Origin of the sequence: Halpernia humi (genome assembly GCF_900108025.1) — a bacterium.
GTDB lineage: Bacteria > Bacteroidota > Bacteroidia > Flavobacteriales > Weeksellaceae > Halpernia > Halpernia humi.
In genome coordinates this window covers 943,273-959,033 of sequence record NZ_FNUS01000001.1, presented here as the reverse complement: position 1 = coordinate 959,033, position 15,761 = coordinate 943,273, and the positions used below count along the sequence as shown (strand labels likewise).

The 15,761-nt window shown below is 32.6% G+C and carries 16 protein-coding genes; 9 read left to right on the top strand and 7 right to left on the bottom strand.

All coding sequences use genetic code 11. The features are described from left to right. Window positions 1–128: 128 nt before the first annotated feature. Window positions 129–1,751, bottom strand: a complete 1,623-nt coding sequence (locus C4S29_RS04435) for an ABC-F family ATP-binding cassette domain-containing protein (protein WP_103912898.1) — start codon at window positions 1,749–1,751, stop codon at window positions 129–131. Between the two features lie 89 nt (window positions 1,752–1,840). On the opposite strand from C4S29_RS04435, the gene smpB reads away from it, so the two are divergent. The 5 genes from smpB to C4S29_RS04410 all read left to right on the top strand — a co-directional run bounded on the left by smpB (window position 1,841) and on the right by C4S29_RS04410 (window position 6,652). Beyond that, a complete protein-coding gene (smpB, locus tag C4S29_RS04430; protein ID WP_103912897.1) occupies window positions 1,841–2,299 on the top strand; it encodes an SsrA-binding protein SmpB in 459 nt (152 codons plus the stop codon). A gap of 77 nt (window positions 2,300–2,376) precedes the next feature. Then, a complete protein-coding gene (locus C4S29_RS04425; protein WP_103912896.1) occupies window positions 2,377–3,870 on the top strand; it encodes an OmpA family protein in 1,494 nt (497 codons plus the stop codon). Between the two features lie 99 nt (window positions 3,871–3,969). Then, on the top strand, window positions 3,970–4,710 hold the full coding sequence (locus tag C4S29_RS04420; RefSeq protein WP_103913037.1) for a YebC/PmpR family DNA-binding transcriptional regulator: 741 nt from the start codon (window positions 3,970–3,972) through the stop codon (window positions 4,708–4,710). 61 nt (window positions 4,711–4,771) lie between these two features. Continuing rightward, window positions 4,772–5,596, top strand: a complete 825-nt coding sequence (locus tag C4S29_RS04415) for a UDP-2,3-diacylglucosamine diphosphatase (RefSeq protein WP_103912895.1) — start codon at window positions 4,772–4,774, stop codon at window positions 5,594–5,596. 84 nt (window positions 5,597–5,680) lie between these two features. Next, window positions 5,681–6,652, top strand: coding sequence for a glycosyltransferase family protein (locus C4S29_RS04410; RefSeq protein WP_103912894.1), 972 nt, complete (start codon window positions 5,681–5,683; stop codon window positions 6,650–6,652). Here the strand turns inward: C4S29_RS04410 and C4S29_RS04405 are convergent. The 3 genes from C4S29_RS04405 to C4S29_RS04395 form a co-directional block, all read right to left on the bottom strand. Beyond that, window positions 6,641–6,931, bottom strand: a complete 291-nt coding sequence (locus C4S29_RS04405) for a GNAT family N-acetyltransferase (protein WP_103912893.1) — start codon at window positions 6,929–6,931, stop codon at window positions 6,641–6,643. The two genes, C4S29_RS04410 and C4S29_RS04405, sit on opposite strands and share 12 nt — an antisense overlap. A 96-nt stretch (window positions 6,932–7,027) precedes the next feature. Continuing rightward, window positions 7,028–8,221 carry an ADP-forming succinate--CoA ligase subunit beta gene (sucC, locus tag C4S29_RS04400; RefSeq protein WP_103912892.1) on the bottom strand — a complete coding sequence of 398 codons (1,194 nt, stop codon included), beginning with the start codon at window positions 8,219–8,221 and terminating at the stop codon, window positions 7,028–7,030. 860 nt (window positions 8,222–9,081) lie between these two features. Continuing rightward, window positions 9,082–10,188 (bottom strand): DUF3667 domain-containing protein, encoded by a 1,107-nt coding sequence (locus C4S29_RS04395; RefSeq protein ID WP_103912891.1) that lies wholly within the window; start codon window positions 10,186–10,188, stop codon window positions 9,082–9,084. A gap of 807 nt (window positions 10,189–10,995) precedes the next feature. On the opposite strand from C4S29_RS04395, the gene rplM reads away from it, so the two are divergent. From rplM to C4S29_RS04375, 4 genes are all read left to right on the top strand, one after another. Then, a complete protein-coding gene (gene rplM / locus C4S29_RS04390; RefSeq protein WP_103912890.1) occupies window positions 10,996–11,451 on the top strand; it encodes a 50S ribosomal protein L13 in 456 nt (151 codons plus the stop codon). A 7-nt stretch (window positions 11,452–11,458) separates the two neighbouring features. Continuing rightward, on the top strand, window positions 11,459–11,845 hold the full coding sequence (rpsI, locus tag C4S29_RS04385) for a 30S ribosomal protein S9 (protein ID WP_103912889.1): 387 nt from the start codon (window positions 11,459–11,461) through the stop codon (window positions 11,843–11,845). 188 nt (window positions 11,846–12,033) lie between these two features. After that, entirely contained in the window at window positions 12,034–12,795 is a 762-nt protein-coding gene (gene rpsB, locus C4S29_RS04380; protein WP_103912888.1) for a 30S ribosomal protein S2, read from the top strand. Window positions 12,796–12,979: 184 nt separating this feature from the next. Further along, window positions 12,980–13,468 carry a papain-like cysteine protease family protein gene (locus C4S29_RS04375; protein WP_103912887.1) on the top strand — a complete coding sequence of 163 codons (489 nt, stop codon included), beginning with the start codon at window positions 12,980–12,982 and terminating at the stop codon, window positions 13,466–13,468. A 155-nt stretch (window positions 13,469–13,623) separates the two neighbouring features. Here C4S29_RS04375 and C4S29_RS04370 read toward each other — a convergent pair whose 3' ends face one another. From C4S29_RS04370 to C4S29_RS04360, 3 genes are all read right to left on the bottom strand, one after another. Continuing rightward, window positions 13,624–14,259 carry a DUF6759 domain-containing protein gene (locus C4S29_RS04370; protein WP_103912886.1) on the bottom strand — a complete coding sequence of 212 codons (636 nt, stop codon included), beginning with the start codon at window positions 14,257–14,259 and terminating at the stop codon, window positions 13,624–13,626. Then, on the bottom strand, window positions 14,259–14,936 hold the full coding sequence (gene trmB / locus C4S29_RS04365; protein ID WP_103912885.1) for a tRNA (guanosine(46)-N7)-methyltransferase TrmB: 678 nt from the start codon (window positions 14,934–14,936) through the stop codon (window positions 14,259–14,261). The genes C4S29_RS04370 and trmB overlap by 1 nt, the downstream gene beginning before the upstream one ends. An 87-nt stretch (window positions 14,937–15,023) precedes the next feature. Further along, complete coding sequence (locus C4S29_RS04360; RefSeq protein ID WP_103912884.1) at window positions 15,024–15,713, bottom strand: AcvB/VirJ family lysyl-phosphatidylglycerol hydrolase; 690 nt, start codon at window positions 15,711–15,713, stop codon at window positions 15,024–15,026. Window positions 15,714–15,761: the final 48 nt, after the last annotated feature.

Below are 15,761 nucleotides of genomic sequence, written 5' to 3'. Positions count from 1 at the left end.
ATCCCTTTCAAATTTAAGGTTGAAAGGGATTTTTTTTGTAGCCCGACTTTAGCGGAAAAACTACACAAACAAAAAGAATTAAATTGCTTTCTAAAAAGTTTAAAATAGGTTTAATTTATAATAAAAACTTAAGCGTACATTTCCGCTTGCAGTTCTTTTACTTTTTTGTCTGTTAAATATTCGTCATAAGTCATTTCGCGGTCAATAATTCCTTTTGGCGTAAGTTCGATAATTCTGTTACAAACGGTTTCAAGCATTTCGTGATCGTGTGAAGCAAGAAGAATCCCTCCTTTAAAGTTTACCAAGGAGTTATTTAGTGTGGTAATGCTTTCTAGATCTAAGTGGTTTGTTGGCTCATTAAGTAAAAGGAAATTAGCGCGTTGCAGCATCATTCTAGAAAACATGCATCTCATTTTTTCACCTCCAGAAAGCACGGTGCAAGATTTTAAGGCTTCGTCTCCAGAGAATAGCATTTTGCCTAAAAAACCACGCATGTATTCTTCATGGCGTTCTTCATCGTTTTTGGTGTATTGCCGAAGCCAATCTACTAAATTAATGTTTTCTTTAAAAAATTCTGTGTTATCTAAAGGCATATAAGATTGTGTGGTGGTAATTCCCCAATTGAAATTGCCTTTGTCTGCTGTTGCATTCTCAGTTAAAATTTCGAAAAATTCTGTTATTGCTAATGAATTTTTAGATATTACAGCTACTTTATCGCCATTTTTTAAATTAAGATCAATGTTGGAGAATAGCAATTCACCATCTTTGGTTTTTTCTAGATTTTTAATTTCTAAAATTTGATCTCCCGCTTGTCTTTCGGTATCAAAAATAATTGCTGGATATCTTCTAGAACTCGGCTTTATATCTTCGATGTTTAATTTATCGATCATTTTTTTTCGAGCGGTTGCTTGCTTGGCTTTTGCAACATTAGAACTAAAACGGGCGATAAAATCTTGAAGTTCTTTTTTCTTATCTTCTGCTTTTTTATTGGCTTGCTGCTTTTGGCGTGTGGCTAATTGCGAAGCTTGGTACCAGAAGGAGTAATTACCAGTGTAAAGATTTAATTTAGAAAAATCTAAATCGCCAATATGAGTACAAACCGTATCCAAAAAGTGACGGTCGTGCGAAACTACAATTACCGTGTTTTCGTAAGTTGATAGGAAATCTTCTAACCAAGAAATTGTTTGGATATCCAAATCATTTGTTGGCTCATCCAAAATTAAAACATCTGGACTCCCAAAAAGCGCCTGCGCCAATAGGACGCGTACTTTATCTTTATTTTCTAGTTCAGACATCATTTGGTAATGCATATCTTCAGAAATATCAACATTAGAAAGCATGGTTTGCGCATCAGATTCTGCGTTCCAACCACCCATTTCTTCATAGATCACTCCAAGTTCACCAGCTTTTATACCGTCTGCGTCAGAAAAATCTTCTTTTGCATAAAGAGCATCCATTTCTTCTTTTATCTCAAATAATTTCTTGTTGCCTCTTAAAATAGTATCAAGAACTGTGAAATTATCATAGGCAAAGTGATTTTGTTCTAAAACGGACATTCTCTTGCCATGTTCTAAAGATACGTTTCCTGACGTGGGATCTTGTTCTCCACTTAAAATTTTTAAAAAAGTTGATTTTCCTGCCCCATTTGCACCGATAATACCATAGCAATTACCTTTGGTAAATTTTATATTTACTTCGTCAAAAAGAACTCTTTTGCCGAATTGTAGGGATAGATTAGATACTGTTAACATATTGTTTTGTAAATTTGGCGCAAAAGTACAAAATTTTGTGCATTATATATATGATAGAAATGTCTAGTAAGGTTTTAAAGTTTTAATTAATGAAAATACAAAAAACAGTTAATATATTTAATAAACGGGCTCGCTTCGAGTACGAACTTCTAGATGAGTTAGAAGCAGGGATTGTGCTTACAGGTACAGAAATAAAATCTTTGCGTAGTTCAAAAGCATCAATTACCGAGGCTTTTTGTCAATTTATAGAAGGTGAACTTTATATTATAAATATGAATATTGACGAATATAAATTAGGAACATTCTATAATCATAAGGCAAAAAGGGAACGAAAGTTGCTATTGCATAAAAAAGAACTTTTAAAATTTAATAAGAAGTTGAACGACGTTGGTAACACTATCGTGCCGCTGAAGTTATACATTAATGATAATGGAAAGGCCAAAGTGTTAATTGCAGTCGGTAAAGGAAAAAAACTGTACGACAAAAGAGAAAGTATAAAAAACAGAGAGAGTAAAAGAAATTTGGACAGAATATTAAAGAAAAGTTAAAAAAACTCGCGAAATCTTTGTTTATAAGGAAAAATTATATTTATTTTGCAATATCAATTATTTAATCATTTAATTCTATGAAAAATCTAAAATTAGGAATTTCAGCATTGGCACTTACTGTTGCCACTACTGTTTTCGCCCAAACTACCACCAACCCATGGCTTATTGGAGTTGGAGCACATGGTGAAAATCATGTTGCAGCAGGTGGTAAAGCAGGCGATGTTTTATCTACTGCTTTTGGCGGTAAAAGTAACGGTGAATTGTACAACGCTAGTAATTTTACAATTACACCACCATTATCAAAACTAACTGTTGCGAGAAATCTAAACAAATATCTAGTAATTGACTGGCAGACTACTGTTGGAAATGTAGATAATAAAAGATTTTCTTACGGAAAAGAATTTTTCTTGCAGACAGGTCTAGGTTTACAATTTAAAATAAACGGACTTTGGAATGAAGATTCCTGGTTTGATCCTTATGTAAGAGTAGGTGCGAATTACTTAAGACACGATTATACTGGTCTTACTTTCCCGCAAACTGATGTTAATGGTGTGCTTCAGTCAACTTATGATGGTGACAAAAACCTTACAGGTAAAGCAAACCACTTTACGGTTGCAACAGGTTTAGGATCGAATTTCTGGTTAACGAAAAACTTTGGTTTAGGCGTTCAAGGTGATTATATTTCTACGCCAACAAATAAATCAAGTGTTGTAAACTTTTGGCAAGCTTCTGCTTCCCTTTTGTTTAGATTTGGTAATACAGACAAAGACAAAGATGGTATTTTAGATAAAGATGATGCTTGCCCAGATGTACCTGGAATTGCTTCAACAAATCCAGAGTTCAACGGTTGCCCAGATACTGATGGTGACGGTGTATTCGATAAAGTTGACAAATGTCCTGAAGTTGCAGGTCCTGCAGATAATGACGGATGTCCTTGGCCAGATACTGATAATGACGGCGTTTTAGATAAAGATGACGCTTGTCCTACAGTTGCAGGTCCAGTTGAAAATAAAGGTTGTCCTTGGCCAGATACTGATAATGACGGAATCTTAGATAAAGACGATGCTTGTCCTACAGTTCCTGGTTTAGCAGAATACAATGGCTGTCCAAAACCTCAAACTGAAATTGCTGATGAAGCAACAAAGGCTCTTAAAGGTATTTTCTTTGACTTTGGCAAAGCTAGTTTAAGACCAGAATCTAGTGATAAGTTAGATCAAGCTGCTAGTATTGTAAAATCTTCAAACGGTGGAACTTTCCTAGTAACTGGTGAAACAGATAAAAAAGGTTCTGAAGCATATAACTTGCAACTTTCTAGAGAAAGAGCAGCTTCTGTAGTTGCTGCATTAGAAGCGAGAGGTGTATCTTCTGATCAATTGAAATCTAAAGGTGTAGGTGAAGCAAATGCAACAGTGCCAGAAACAGCCTCAGATGCTGAAAGAATGGCTGATAGAAAAGTTGTAGTAACTGCTGTTGATAAAGATGCTTTTGATGCAATGCAAAAATCTGATCTTCCAGTTGTTGTTAAAAAAGCAACAGTGAAAAAGAAATCAATGAAGAAAAAAAGAAAATAATTAGAATTTCTTTTTAAATCATAATAAAAACGCTCTCAATTTTGAGGGCGTTTTTTTATGATTTTGCGTAAATTTGCAAACATAAATTATAATATTTCTATGGGAAGAGCATTTGAATATAGAAAAGCCTCTAAAATGGCTAGATGGGATAAAATGGCAAAAACATTTTCTAAAATAGGAAAAGATATTGCTTTGGCCGTAAAAGCGGGCGGTCCTGATCCTGAAACTAATCCGACTTTGCGCCACTGCATTCGAAATGCGAAAGGTGCGAATATGCCTAAAGATAACGTAGAACGTGCAATTAAGAAAGCAAGTGGAGCAGATGCTGAAAATTATGAGGAAATCACATACGAGGGTTATGGCCAAGGAGGCGTGGCTTTTTTTGTTGAATGTACCACAAATAATCCCACTAGAACCGTAGCAAACGTTCGGGCAATTTTTAATAAATTTGATGGAAATCTCGGTAAAAACGGAGAATTGGCTTTTATTTTTGACAGAAAAGGTATATTTAATTTGGATAAATCTGCTGTTAATTTGGAATGGGACGATTTTGAAATGGAAATGATTGATGCCGGAGCAGAAGATATTGATGAGGATGAAAATGAGGTACTTATTACAACTGCTTTTGAAGATTTCGGCGCGATGTCTCACAAGTTAGATGATTTGAAAATCGAGGTTAAGAGTGGAGAATTACAACGCATTCCTAATAGCACAAAAGAGGTTTCAGAAGAGCAATTTAAAATTAATATGAAAATGTTAGATAGATTTGAGGAAGATGATGATGTGCAGAATGTCTATCACAATATGGAAATTACGGATGAACTTTTAGAAAGTTTATAAAATATAATGTTGCATTAATATTCAGTTCATTTTCAATTAGTTACTTTGTATAAACTAACTAATGAAAAGAGACGTAGAATTGCTTGTTATTTCTGATGTACATTTGGGAACTTACGGTTGTAAAGCTAAAGAACTGCTAAAGTACTTAGATTCTATTAAGCCAAAAACATTAGTTTTAAATGGTGACTTTATCGACATTTGGCAATTTAAAAAATCTTACTTCCCCAAATCTCATTTAAAAATAATTAAAAAAATTATTTCATTCGCCACAAAAGGAACTAATGTTTTTTATATTACGGGCAACCATGATGAAATGTTCAGGAAATTTGCAGATTTTGAACTTGGAAACTTAAAACTTTGCAATAAACTTTGTCTCGATTTAGACGGAAAAAAAACTTGGATTTTCCATGGCGATGTTTTCGACGCATCTGTACAGCATTCTAAATGGATTGCGAAATTAGGTGGAAAAGGGTATGATTTATTGATACTAATCAATACCATCGTTAACTGGTTTTTAGAGAAAATGGGTAAAGAAAAGTATTCATTTTCTAAAAAAATTAAAAACAACGTAAAGAAAGCCGTCAAATTTATTGGTGATTTTGAATTAACTGCTTCTGAACTTGCCATTGATAATCATTATGATTACGTTGTTTGCGGCCATATTCATCAACCTCAAATGCGGCAAGTTGTCTCCAAAAATGGCTCTTGCATGTACTTAAATTCGGGTGATTGGATTGAAAATCTTTCTTCTTTAGAATACAACAATGGCCATTGGGAAATCTTTTATTATGAAGATAATAAACATTTATTTTCAGATAAAGAAGCAGAAGACGACCAAGAAATTAGCAATGAAGATCTTCTAAAAATTGTAACGCAATTTTCCTGATATGATTTCGCTAATTTTAATTCAAACAAATACTTTTGTAGGTGGGCAATTTCAACTTAATTTTGAAAATAAAAGTATAAACGGATGAAAGTTTTATATGCTTTTCAAGGAACAGGAAATGGCCACGTTGCTCGCGCACAAGAAATAGTGCCAATCTTAAAAAAATATTCTTCTGTAGATGTCCTTATAAGTGGTCATCAATCGCAATTAACGACAGATTTTCCCATAAATTTTAAGCATAAAGGCATTTCCCTTTTGTACAATAAAAATGGTGGAATTTCTTATAAAAAAATTCTTCTACAAAATAATTTTATTAAAGCGTTTAAAGCTATAAAAGAAATTGAATTGTCGCAGTACGATTTAATAATTAATGATTATGAGCCACTTACGGCTTGGGCTTGCAAATTGAGAAATTTAAAAATGTTAGAGTTAAGTCACCAAGCGGCATTGAATTTTAATGAAACACCTAAACCTAAAAATAAAGATCTTTTTGGCGAATGGATTTTAAATAATTACGCACCAAGTGAAAATAAGATTGGCTTTCACTTTGAAAATTATCATCCAAAAATTAAAAAACCTGTAATTAGAAGAAAAATAAGAAATTTGAATCCAAGCAAAAAAGGATTTTATATCGTTTATTTGCCAAGCTTTTCGGATGAAAATTTAATTAAAGTTTTAACGCAAATACAAGTTGATTGGAAAATATTTTCCAAACATTGCAAGTTACAGTTTAGAGAAAAAAATGTTGAAATTTTCCCGATAGATGAAACCCAGTTTTTAAACCATTTTGAAAATTGTGAAGGTATTTTGTGCAATGCTGGTTTTGAAGGTCCTGCCGAAGCACTTTTTTTGCATAAAAAATTGTTTGTAATTCCTATTCGCAATCAATATGAACAAGAATGTAATGCTTTTGCACTTCACCAAATGGGTGTTTTAAATTCTAAAAAATTAGATGTTAATGAAATCAGCAATTGGGTAAATTCGGAGCAGCAATTAAAGGTTAATTATCCAGATGATATTGAAGAAATTTTATTAAATGAAGTGCTAACTTTCTAAAAAAACATCTTCAATATTTTGCATCCTCTTCATTACAGATCTTGCGTAACTGCAATGTGGATAAACGCTCCAATTGTTTTCTCGTCCAAATTTTATGGCTTCTTCCACAAGATATTTTCCCATGCCGCGACCTTCAAATTTCGGATGGACTAATACAAAAGAGATAACCAATTTATTATCATCGGCGAAAATAGTATAAGTTAATCTACCAATTTCCTCCTCCTCTTTGTTTAAAGAAATAAAGCCACCGTTTCCATTTCTATTATTTTTAAAATCCATATTTTTATTTAAAGTTAAGAAATTCTCTTAATGTACTACAAAGAAAAAAGAAGACCAAAATTGATCTTCTTTTTAATTTTTTATTTAATTAAAATTTTAGTTTCCTAAAACCTCTTTCACTTTGTCGGCTGCTTCTTCCAAAGTAATCGCTGAGTGAACTGGTAAGCCAGAATCATCAATTAATTTTTTAGCTTCTACAGCATTCGTACCTTGAAGTCTTACTATTAAAGGAACAGGAAGAGAGCCCATATTATTATACGCATCTACAACACCTTGTGCCACTCTGTCGCAACGAACAATTCCACCAAAAATATTAATTAAAATCGCTTTTACGTTTGGATCTTTTAAAATAATACCAAATGCTTTTTCTACTCTTTCTGCATCTGCAGTACCCCCAACATCCAAAAAGTTTGCAGGATTTCCACCTGAAAGTTTAATGATGTCCATAGTTGCCATCGCAAGACCGGCTCCATTTACCATACAACCAACATTTCCATCTAATTTTACAAAGTTTAGACCTACTTCGCCCGCTTCAACTTCCGTTGCATCTTCCTCTCTTTTATCTCTTAATGCTGCTAAATCTTTATGACGAAATAACGCATTATCATCTAAAGAAACTTTTGCATCTACTGCAATAATTTTATTATCTGATGTTTTTAAAACTGGATTTATTTCAAACAACGAAGCATCAATGCCAACATAAGCGTTATACAAAGAAGTTATAAATTTTGTAAAATCTTTAAAAGCATCGCCACTTAAACCTAAATTAAAAGCAATTTTTCTCGCTTGGAAACCTTGTAAACCAACTGCAGGATCTACAACTTCACTATGAATTAAATGTGGTGTAACTTCTGCTACATGTTCTATATCCATTCCACCTTCTGTAGAATAAACAATCATATTTTTACCTTGCGCACGATCTAAAAGTACTGAAACGTAATATTCTTTAGTTTCAGATTCTCCCGGATAATAAACGTCTTCTGCTATTAAAACCGAATGCACTTTTTTTCCCTCTGCCGAAGTTTGGGGTGTAACCAACTGCATTCCTAAAATATTGCCAGCATTTTCTTTCAATTTATCCATATTTGGCGAAAACTTTACGCCGCCGCCTTTCCCACGTCCACCAGCATGCACTTGCGCTTTTACAACCCACGCAGATGCGCCAGTTTCTTCCGTTAATTTTTGTGCTGCGCTTACTGCTTCTTCCACTGTATTCGCGACGTGTCCTCGTTGAACTCTTACGCCATAAGTTGCTAAAATGTCTTTAGATTGATATTCGTGAAGATTCATAATTTATTTTAATTAATTATTTTTTTTAAAGTTTTACAAATTTAAGAAAAAAGATGCAATTTTACCTTGGAAATTAGTATTATTGATTTTTCTTTAAGCAATATTTTCATACTCATTTTAATCATTAAGAACCTGTTGTGCATTTAGACAAGCTGCATAATTAGCCGTAAATCAAGTTAAACGCAAAGGCGCAAGAACTTAGTTATTATGAAAATAGTTCTAAGGCGCAAGAAAATCAAAGATTTTCATCTTTTAACGAAGTTAAAACTTTGCGCCTTATAAACGTAAATATCTGAAAATAAATTATTTGCGCCTTTGCGTTTAATATTTTTCTATATGCACAAAAGGTAATTAAGAAACTTATATTTGATTTTTAACTCTCTAAAATATTTTTTGATTATTCTAAATAATGAACTTCAGAAGAAATCAGAATTGCGCTATTTTCTGTTAGATAAAAATAGCATTACGATGCTGTTTTTTTACCCTTTCAGGGTTTTAAACTTCTGAAAGGGTTTGTTTTAAAATGTATATTAACGTAAGTTCGAATAATAATTTTTTGAAAAACATCAATAGGAACGGGCTTTAGCCCGTTTTATAAGGTTTTAAATAAGAATTGGCTTTAGCCAAAACCTAATATACGTTTTGGCTAAAGCCAAATGACGCATTACTTTCATCGGGCTAAAGCCCGACGCAATTGATATTTTTAAGTTGGTGATAATTAATACTTTGAAAATTGAATAATAATCGAACTCAGGTTATTAGATAAAATCTTCCTGAAATAGTTTTAATTTTAATGAAACTTTCATTAGAAGAAAATGGCTTTTTCTTATTTCAAAAGAAACCTACTCAAAAATTGCAATTTATTTAAGCATTAAAAAACTTAAAGCCATCAAACCTACAAGCAAAAAAGAAAAAGCGAAAAAATTAATGAAAAATAAAATAACCCCAATAAAGACACTAAATTTCTTACCTGCGTGATAAACGCGATGGTGTGCTAAGAAAAAATAAATTAATGCATAAATTGTAATTACAAATCCACCCAAGGTTTGGATTAAATTCACAAAACCATTATCTGGAAGCAAATTAAATACCTTTCCCGTTAGCCACATTATTGTAATTATTAGCAATAAAAAAGAAAAGTAATGAAGTGTAAAAATACCATGATCAAAATACCACCACATTTTTTTGTTATGAAAAAGCCACAGGAAAAAAGCGAAAATTGGTAAGTAAATAAAAAGTGCTTTCGGGAGATTATGAAATGCGATTTCGAAAAATTTAATGAAAATTTCCTTTTTAGAAATTTCCATTTTTTTTAATTCGAAAAATTTATAAGCAAAAGGTCTATCAAATCTATTGAGCCAAGAAGGATGCAATTTTTGATATTTATCATATTCACTTTTTGTCTTAAAACCTCTATAGGCAGAACTTTCACTTAGTTTGCTATTCATATCTGTTTCTTCTATAAGTTCATCGAATTTCGCCGAATCTTTTACAAAATTTTGTACTTTTAAGAGTGCCAAAGAATCTTCTTTGCCCAAAGGTTTAATGGCGTTTATCTGTCCGAGAACTTCATCTGATTTTAATTCATTAGCCATGTTTTTTTTTGCCTCATTGTTTACTACTCTGTCATTGAAGACTTGATCTGTGGAAACCGGTGAATATAGAGAAAAAAGGAAAAATGTAATAAAACTAATAAAGATGTAAAGCTTCACTGGCACTACATATTGTTGTCTTTTTCCTGCCAAATATTCATTGGTTAATTTCCCAGGGCGAAAAAGAAGGTATTTGATTGTTTTCCAAAATTGGCCATCATAGTGCGTAAAATCTTCTACAAAATGTGTGAAAAGGGAATGAAATGGTTGTTTTGGTTCTATGTTTTCTTGTCCACAATGAGGGCAAAATTTTTCTTCTACTATGTTTCCGCAGTTTAAACAATTTTTTTCTGTTCGAAGTTTTCCGTGGCTCATTTGTTTTTTTTATCAAAAATAAATAAATATTAATAATGTTTGATTTTTTATTTTCTGTAGGTCCGTCATTCATCATAAATGTTTTTTATTATTTAAGGACTTTGCTAAGTGAAATCAAAGATTCGACGAAGTGAAACGGCTTGATCAATGTTTTTATAATAGTTTTAGAGGAATTGATGAATCTTCGATTTGTGACCTTAAAAACATGATTTAGGCAGAGAATCAATAAAAATCTTTGCGTTCTTCTTCGCGTTAAAAATTAGCAACATGGTTGAAAGCGGATATCCAAAAAAATACTATACCATTTTATCTTTGAATTTTCCGAAAAATAAAAATGCTCCGTAGGAGTAATATCTTTGTAGAAAAAATTAACAATATTGCAAAAGAACTGCGTAGGAGTTCAATCTTTGCGTTAAAAATTAGCATTATGATTGAAATCGGACATCCAATTATTATATAAAAAGATCGAAGTTAGTTCAAACAAAACTCTAATCCTCAACTTAGCCCAGATGGGAACGGCATCCTTTTTTGTTATTGCAATTGCGAAAATTTTCAACGGATTGCTTCGCTTTGCTCGCAATGACAAAAAAGATATAGTGGACAGCTGGTACAGAAGTTGAAAAATAAAAAAAACTTATTGCTTCTAAACCTGTAAAAATCTAGATTTATTTTTGATAAAATCAATATGATCAATGTTTTAGTTTTAATTTTAAAACATTCTGAAATATACTTTTCAGAACAAAAAAATATTCCTACCTTTGCACACCCGTATTGGGTAAAATTATGTTTAATCGTAAACGATAAATTGTGAATACATTAAGTTACAAAACCGTTTCGGCTAACAAAGCTACTGCAAATAAAGAATGGGTTGTGGTAGACGCCGAAAACCAACCGTTGGGCCGTTTGGCTTCCAAGGTTGCAAAAATTTTGAGAGGTAAGCACAAAACGAATTTCACACCTCACGCAGATTGCGGAGATAATGTGGTTGTTTTGAATGCTGGAAAGATCACTCTTTCAGGAAACAAATGGGCGGATAAGACGTACATTTGGCATACTGGTTATCCTGGTGGCCAAAAGTCTATGACTGCTGAAGAGCTAAAGACAAAAGACAGCTTGAAAGTTTTAGAAAAATCCATCAAAGGGATGCTTCCTAAAAACAGATTGGGCAGTCAGTTGTTCAGAAATCTTTATTTATATGAAGGGACTGATCACAAGCATGAAGCGCAGCAGCCAAAAGAAATCAATATTAACGAATTCAAATAATTAATATATGTCTATAACTCATAAAATAGGAAGAAGAAAAACTTCTGTTGCTAGAGTTTACCTTAAGCCAGGTTCTGGCGAAATTACGGTAAATGGTAAAGCCGCAGCAGATTATTTCTCTACAGATGTGATGGTTTACAAAGTGAATCAACCATTTTTGTTAACAGAAACTGTAGGGCAGTATGACGTGAAAGTAAATGTTTTCGGTGGTGGAAACACTGGCCAAGCTGAAGCAATCAGATTAGGCATTTCTCGTGCACTTTGCGATATTAATGCAGAGTTCCGCTTATTGTTGAAACCAGAAGGTTTATTAACAAGAGACGCTAGAATGGTTGAAAGAAAAAAACCAGGACAGAAAAAAGCGAGAAAGAAATTCCAATTCTCAAAACGTTAAAAAATTTCAGATTCAAGATGCAAGATTCAAGATGCAAGACTTTTCAAAGTTTTTATCTCTTGGTTCTCGGTTCTTGGCTCTACAAATCTTAATTAAAAATTGCCCGTTTAGTTTAGCACCCAAACTTTTCTCCCATCTTAAGAAATGTTGATTGCGTAACAGCGGAATGTAAACTAAAAAACAAAAACATGGCAAAAGCAAATGTAAAAGACCTTTTAGAGGCAGGCGTTCATTTCGGTCACATGACTAGAAAATGGAATCCAAATATGGCTCCATACATTTTTATGGAGAAAAACGGTATTCACATCGTAGATTTACATAAAACAGCAGTGAAATTAGACGAAGCTTGTAAAGCTTTAGAAAAATTAACTTCTGCAGGTAAAAAAGTACTTTTCGTAGCAACAAAGAAACAAGCGAAAGAAATCGTAGCAAAACACGCTTCGGAACTTAATATGCCTTATATTACAGAGAGATGGCCAGGAGGAATGCTTACGAATTTCGTAACCATCCGTAAAGCGGTTAAAAAAATGAACCAGATTGATAAAATGAAGAAAGATGGTACTTTCGAAACTTTATCTAAAAAAGAAAGATTGCAGGTAGATAGACAAAGAGCTAATTTAGAAAAGAATTTAGGTTCTATTTCTGATATGGTTCGTCTTCCTTCCGCACTTTTTGTGGTAGATATTTTGCGTGAGCACATTGCAGTAACTGAAGCGAAAAGTTTAGGTATACCTGTATTTGCAATCGTAGATACTAACTCTGACCCAAGAAAAGTAGATTATGTTATTCCAGGGAATGATGATGCTTCAAAATCTGTTGATTTATTATTAACAGTAGTTGCAGACGCCATCAAAGAAGGACAATCTCAAAGAAAAGCAGAAAAAGAAAAATCTAAAGAAGAAGGCGAAAAAGTATCAGTAGAGGCTGATGCAGATTTCGACGAAAAATAGGATTTTTTCTGAAATATAAAAACCGAATTGTGAAAACAGTTCGGTTTTTTTATGTTTTATTTTTCTAGTATCAATTTTAAAAATGTTTTTAGCTAGATGGCAGCGAAAAGTCTTTTAAAAAAAAATTAGTAATTTTGAAAACAGCCTTATTAATAGATTTAATCAAACATAAAAATCATAAATTATGAAAAAAACAATTTTATTAATATTTTTTGCGTTTTCATTAAAATTAGTAGCGCAAATAAGCGTTCAAGAGCAGCCAAACTGGTGTTGGGCTTCTTGCATTCAGAGTGCATTGTGGCAAGCAAATGTTAAGCAATCTCAAGCACAAATCGTTTCAAGATTAACCGGATATCCGCAAGATAGACCAGCAAGCCCAGCGGAAATTAATTATTTGCTTAAATCTTATAATTTTAAATCATGGACCGTTCCTTACCCTGCTAATTACCAAGAACTTTATAGAACTTTGCGTGATGGTTGGAAATTAATAGCATTTGTAAATCCAACCAATAATCCCCATGTTGGTCATTTTATTTTGCTACAAAGGATTTCTAAGAACGGGCTTATCGTTGTAAGCGATCCTGCAACTGGGATGACCTATGAACAAAGTATAAAGCAATTATATTACGCCTGGAAATGGGGAAATTCTGTTGTAGTTGGAACACCGTTTTAATTTTTTAATAAATTAAAACTCCAAAATACTTTTTAGAATTGCAATGCAACAATATTTTCAAAAACTAGATAAATTTCCAATTGCATAGTTCTTAAAGTTTAATATTGTAAAAACCATCTCAAAAAAAATTGGAACGGCTTTTATCTTCATTTATTTTATCTATTTCCTAACATTACAGGATCTTCCAATGTTAAAATGGAGCTTTTCTGAAAATTTTTTGTGCTTTTGTAAGATATGCCACAAATATTGGATTCTAAATGATATTCGCCTTTTTTCACAATTGCAAAATCTTCACCTTTTGCCGGAATCGCCAATTTTATTGCCTTTTCTCCTTGTATTGAAAATATAATGTTGCAATTAGAATGATTTTGTACCAATATGATTTTTTCTTCGCTTTTTAAATCTGGGTTGAATAATGAATTAAGAAGATTGACCGTTTTTGTAGTGTGTTTTTCTCCATTTTTCTTTTTTAATTCATTAAATTCTGTTTGATCTACAAAAGATTGCTGTTGCATTTTTGGAACTTGCATAATTGGTCGTGGTTGCATAAATGTAACAGGACCATTTTTCATCCAAGTTGCATTTTTCAATTCTACCAATCTACGTTTACAAATTGGATATCTTGGATCTTCATGATTTGCAGTTGCAAGAAATTCTTCAATATCATTTATGTTTGTAGTCGTTAAAACATAATTGTATTTTTTCTTTTCTTTGTCGGTTTTTTTCTGTGCAAAACTTTGGCTGAAAAAAACAAGACTCAAAATCATTAGTGTTTTCGTAATTTTTTTCATTAATGAAGACGAAATTTTATGTAGGTAATGGTTTTTCCTTTTTTTGCAAAAAGATCTTCATAATAAGTTTGAATTTCCCGCAAAAGTGGCGTATTTGCTTCGTATTCTGGTGCGCCATATATATCGTGGTGCGCTGTAATTATTTCGTGACCTGCGCCTTGAAGCAAACCTAAAGTGTAGCCATGCAAAAATTCTGAATCTGTTTTAAGATGAATTAAACCATCTTTTTTTAGAAATTTTTTATAGCGCACTAAGAAATCAGGATGCGTTAATCGGTGCTTTGTTCGTCGGTATTTTATCTGCGGATCTGGGAAAGTGATCCAAATTTCATCCACTTCATTTTCTGCAAAGAAATAATCAACGAGTTCTATTTGCGTTCTTAAAAACGCGACATTATCTAAACCGGATTCGTTTGCTTCTTTTGCACCAAACCAAAATCTTGCACCTTTAATATCAATACCAATAAAATTTTTATCTGGAAATGCTTTTGCTAAACCTACAGAATATTCGCCTTTTCCGCAACCCAATTCTAAAACAATGGGGTTTTCATTTTTGAAAACCTCCGCATTCCATTTTCCTTTGAGTTTGTATTGCTCCAAAACTTCTGCTCTGGTTGGTTGAAAAACGTTTGGTAAGATTTTATTTTCGTCGAAACGTGCCTGTTTATTTTTTCCCATAATTATTTAGCGGCACAAAATTAACTTTATTCTTCTCAATAGCAAACTTTTAGATCTTATAAAACTCAAAAAAAACTGAAAATTTTATTAAGATTTATTAATTTCTAAAATTAATTGTGCTAATTCTGCATAATCATAATTAAATCTATGATTTCCCGGAAGGTGTTTTGAAATTAAATTTGGGATCGTAACTTTATTTATCGGAAATTTTAAACCAATATCGCTTCTTATAATTAAAGTTTTTTCCACTTTCATTTTATTTATTTCTGGTAAAACTTCGTAATCGCCGCGCGCTTTATCGAGAAGCATGCCTTGTAAACTCACTTCGAAATCTGCGGTTTTACTAGGATCCAGCAAAACTACAGCAGCGATTTTTTTTTGTAAATTTTCTGGTAATCTGTTTACAATGAAAGGCAAAACATCCGCGCCGAAAGAGTAGCCAAGCATAATTATTTTTTGGTTTTTTCTATTTTTTAGTTTTGCACTCAAATAAGCACTTATTTTTTCGGTCGTTTCTTTCGGTGTTTTAGGCGCCCAAAAATAAGATTTTGAATCTAATGCAGTTATATCAAACTGATCATTGTGCAAACGATCGCTTAGTTTTTTAGAGAATGTATTGAATCCTGCATCCCCGCTAATATAAAATATAAATGGCGTGTTGTTTTTGGCATCTAGTTCTCGCACAGGAAAATCCGGATTTTCTGAAGATTGCTTGCAATTTATCATTAACATTAGACTTGCAAGCAGCACTATTTTTAGATATGACGATTTTTTCATTGCACTTTTACGGGTTGTTTTTTTTAATGGGCATTTGCGATCGCTTAA